Here is a 3868-nt window from a genome sequence, read left to right as displayed (position 1 = left end):
CATTTTTTATCATCGTAAAAATCATTTCTTTTTAATTTATAGTTCCATTCTCTTCCGCTTATTGCCCCTCCAAGACACGCATCCCTGCATTCCATACATTTGCCGCATCTTGATTTAAGTATGGGGCTTCCAATTTCCAGAGGGGCATCAGTTAGGACTGAAGATAATCTAAGTGCAGATCCGTAATCTTTTGTAGTAAATAATGCTGATTTGCCAATCCATCCGAGCCCTGCACGTGTAGCTATTGTTTTATGAGGCAGTTCGAAGGAATTAAATTCTCCAAAATCAGTTCCCAGTCTCTTCTTTGTCTGGGCATATGCATTATATCCTTTATCTATCAGAAATTCTTCGCATTTCATTCCAAGGGCATCTAATCTTGTATTTAAACTGATTAATTCTTCGAGATATTCTGGAGTTGGTGCATTTTCCATGGTTCGTATAATTTCTTTTGGGTATGCTATATAGAAAACAACTCCTTTTTTTAATTTGGGTTGGGGTGTGAAATTGGTGATGTCGGCATAGCCCACTTCTGTTGCACCGTTCTTTATTAGATATTTTTTAAGTTTAAGAGATAGAGCCATGGCCGAATATTTGGAGGTAATGTTATTTAAATTTAAGGAAAGTATTACTTTTAATTCTATTCAAATTTTTATTTTGTTTAAAATTGTGATTTAAAATTTTGTATACTGTCAAATTTTTGTTTCAATGTTTTTTTTTATTATTCATTTTCTTAGTTTAATCCATAATAAAAGATTTTGTTTTCCATTTAAGTTTAAAAGTAATAAATATCTTTTTATATCTACATTTTAAATATTATATTGATATTAAAATAATTTTTAAAAGTATTACTTATCGAGTAATTTTTAGCTAAAAAGTAATACTCTTATTTTAATATGGAATTATAGAAAATGGTGAAAAGTTATGGAAAAGAAAACAATGATGATTATAGGTGCTGTTGTAGCAATCCTAGTTATTCTTGTTGCTGCTTTTGCATTGATGGGTGGCTCATCAGACAATGATCCTACACATTTAACAGTAGCAGCTCACAGTAACATTAAAGAACCGGAATCTGGTTTTAACCCACTTACCGGTTGGGGATGCGGACACCAAAATTATAATCCATTAGTACAAAGCTGTTTATTTAAAACAGATAAAAATGGAACAATAGTTCCAGATTTGGCTACTGGTTATTCAATTAGTAGTGATGGTAAAACATGGACTGTAAATTTAAGAAACGATGTTAAATTCTCAGACAATTCATCTTTCAATGCAAAAGATGTAGAAACCACATTCAACACTGCAAAAAATACTGAAACAGATTTGGATTTAACAAATCTTGCTAATGTAACTGCTAAAAATGATACTTGTGTTGAATTTAATTTAGTAGAACCAAGATCAACATTTATTTATGATTTAAGATATGTCGGTATTGTACCTGAAGAATATGATAACAATACTTACGGTGAAAACCCAATTGGTACCGGACCTTATGTACTGGACCACTGGGATAAAGGTCAACAAGCAATTTTCAAAGTAAATGATAATTACTATGGCGATAAACCATACTTCACTCAAATTACCTTATTATTCCCTGAAGAATCTACTTGGTTAGAACTCGCCAAATCCGGTCAAGTGGATGTAGTGCCGGTTGCAACCTCTTCATTAAACCAAACTGTTGACGGATATCAATTTGTTGAAAAATCTGCAGGAAGAGCACAAGGTGTATCTTTCCCTTACCTTGAAGATACCGGTGAAGTAACTAATCAAAGCGGTTGGAAAATCGGTAACAACGTAACAGCTGATAAAGCAATCAGAGAAGCATTAAACGTAGGTGTTAATCGTCAAACAATGTGTGATGATATCTTCGCAGGACATGCAACTCCAGAATACACCAGTGTAGATACAAGAGACTATGCTAACAATGCTTCCAAAGTTCAAGACGGTAATGTAACTAGAGCAAAACAAATCTTGAGCGAAGGAGGTTGGAATGATACCGATGGTGATGGAATCGTAGAGAAGAATGGTACAAAAGCATCATTTGATTTATACTACCCACCAGATTATCTTGACAGACAATCTTTATCCACAGTATTTGCTGAACAAGCAAAAGAAATTGGAATTGAAGTAAACCTCAAAGGTGCTGATTGGGATACAATCTATGCTAACATGTACAGCTCTGCTGCATTAATGCAACAAACTTCTCCTGACCCATACAAATCCATCTATCAACAATACCACAGTAAAGAAGCGGATGAATTCTACATGAACCCTGGTTTATATAACAATTCAGCTTCCGATAAATTGATGGAAGATGCTATGCATTCAACTGATTTAAATGCTGCTAACGCATTATGGGCTCAATCTGCACTTACTGGTGATGGAGGTTGGGGTCCTGCTGGTGATGCTCCATTTGCATGGCTTGTTAACTACGACTACAACTATTTCATTAAAAATGGAATTGATATCGGCGAGCAACCTGACGGTTTAGGAAATGATGTTTTAATTAATATCTGTGATTGGACTAGAACCAATTCCACAGCTTAAACATTTTTCCTTTTTTTTATTTTTTTAAAATTTTTAAAGGGGGTTTACTTCATTGAATAAACAAAAAATAGCAAAGTATTTTGGTTTTAAGTTAGTACGTTTTATAATATTAATGGTTGCTGTTGCAATATTTAGTTTTATTTTATTAGATTTATCCCCTATTGATCCGGTTAGTGCTTATCTAAAAGGTGCTGCAGTATCAGAAGCGCAAAGACAAATTTTACATCAGTATTTTGGTACTAATGTTCCTTTGCCAACAAAAATCTATCACTGGCTATTGGATTTGATTCAAGGTAATTTAGGAACTTCCTTAATCTATCGTGCTCCAGTCATAGACGTAATTTTTGATAAATTCTCTGCTTCTGTAGTATTGATGGCAATCTCATGGATATTTAGCGGTATCATTGGTTTTGTATTAGGAGTCTTAGCCGGTAAAAATAAAGGATCATGGATTGATAAAGCGGTTAAAGTTTATTGTTATGCAATTCAATCTGCTCCATCTTTTTGGGTTGGAATGCTTATTTTAATGGTATTTGCAGTTTATTTAGGATGGTTCCCAATAGGTTTCGGAGTTCCAATTGGTGTAAAAAGTACGGATGCATCATTCATGGAATGGGCATCACGGTTAGTATTACCTGCGTTAACTTTAAGTCTTGTCGGTTTAGCTCCGATTGCAATGTACACACGTAATGAATTGGTTCAAGTTTTATCTTCTGATTATGTATTATTCGCAAAATCTAGAGGTGAAAAAGGTTGGGATTTAGTAAAAAATCATGGAATTAGGAATATACTGCTTCCTGCAATCACATTACAATTCTTATCATTCAGTGAATTGTTTGGTGGTGCCGTAATGGTGGAACAAGTATTTTCTTATCCAGGTATCGGTCAAACGGCAGTTGCTGCAGGTCTTCAAAATGATGTGCCTCTGTTTTTAGGAATTGTTGTTATAAGTGCAATATTTGTATTTGTAGGTAACCTGCTTGCGGATATTTCTTATTACTTCATTGACCCGAGAATCAAGGAGAGTGAGTTCAATGATTAAAAAACAAAAAGCAGATGATAAAAAACAATGGTTTATATACTCTGCAAATCTTAGAACAAAAACTCTTGTGATTATAGCAATATCCATATTGGTTATTGTGTCCATATTTATTTCCGGTTATTTCATAAGGGATATTCCGTCTAATTTTGCCAGCGCCAATCAAATGCCTTCCCTAGAACATCTTTTCGGTACTGATTGGATGGGAAGAGACATGTTTCAGCGAACAATTGCAGGACTTGGATTAAGTATTATGGTAGGTTTTTTCGCATCTGCAGTAAGTAC

At 34.2% G+C, this 3868-nt stretch carries 2 protein-coding genes and 2 pseudogenes; 3 read left to right on the top strand and 1 reads right to left on the bottom strand.

What is annotated here, in order from left to right; genetic code table 11:
- Nucleotides 1-581 (bottom strand): annotated as a pseudogene (locus tag ACJMLH_RS03125) (hypothetical protein); the annotation flags it as partial.
- A 340-nt stretch (nt 582-921) separates the two neighbouring features.
- Between ACJMLH_RS03125 and ACJMLH_RS03120 the strand changes: the two are divergent.
- From ACJMLH_RS03120 to ACJMLH_RS03110, 3 genes and pseudogenes are all read left to right on the top strand, one after another.
- Complete coding sequence (locus tag ACJMLH_RS03120) at nt 922-2544, top strand: ABC transporter substrate-binding protein (protein WP_405274632.1); 1623 nt, start codon at nt 922-924, stop codon at nt 2542-2544.
- 112 nt (nt 2545-2656) lie between these two features.
- Nucleotides 2657-3586: an ABC transporter permease gene (locus tag ACJMLH_RS03115; RefSeq protein WP_405274634.1), complete on the top strand. Its 930-nt coding sequence runs from the start codon at nt 2657-2659 to the stop codon at nt 3584-3586.
- Nucleotides 3579-3868, top strand: a pseudogene (locus ACJMLH_RS03110) (ABC transporter permease); the annotation flags it as partial. The gene ACJMLH_RS03115 and the pseudogene ACJMLH_RS03110, both read left to right, overlap by 8 nt.

The sequence above is a fragment of the Methanobrevibacter sp. genome (assembly GCF_045116495.1).
Lineage (GTDB): Archaea > Methanobacteriota > Methanobacteria > Methanobacteriales > Methanobacteriaceae > Methanocatella.
Note: the sequence above shows the minus strand (reverse complement) of the source record. Positions and strands in the feature narration are given on the sequence as shown.

Excerpts from the sequence above, each read along its gene's own strand:
- ACJMLH_RS03115 (WP_405274634.1), top strand. The coding sequence starts at position 2,657 with ATGGTTGCTGTTGCAATATTTAGTTTTATTTTATTAGATTTATCCCCT.
- ACJMLH_RS03120 (WP_405274632.1), top strand. The coding sequence starts at position 922 with ATGGAAAAGAAAACAATGATGATTATAGGTGCTGTTGTAGCAATCCTA.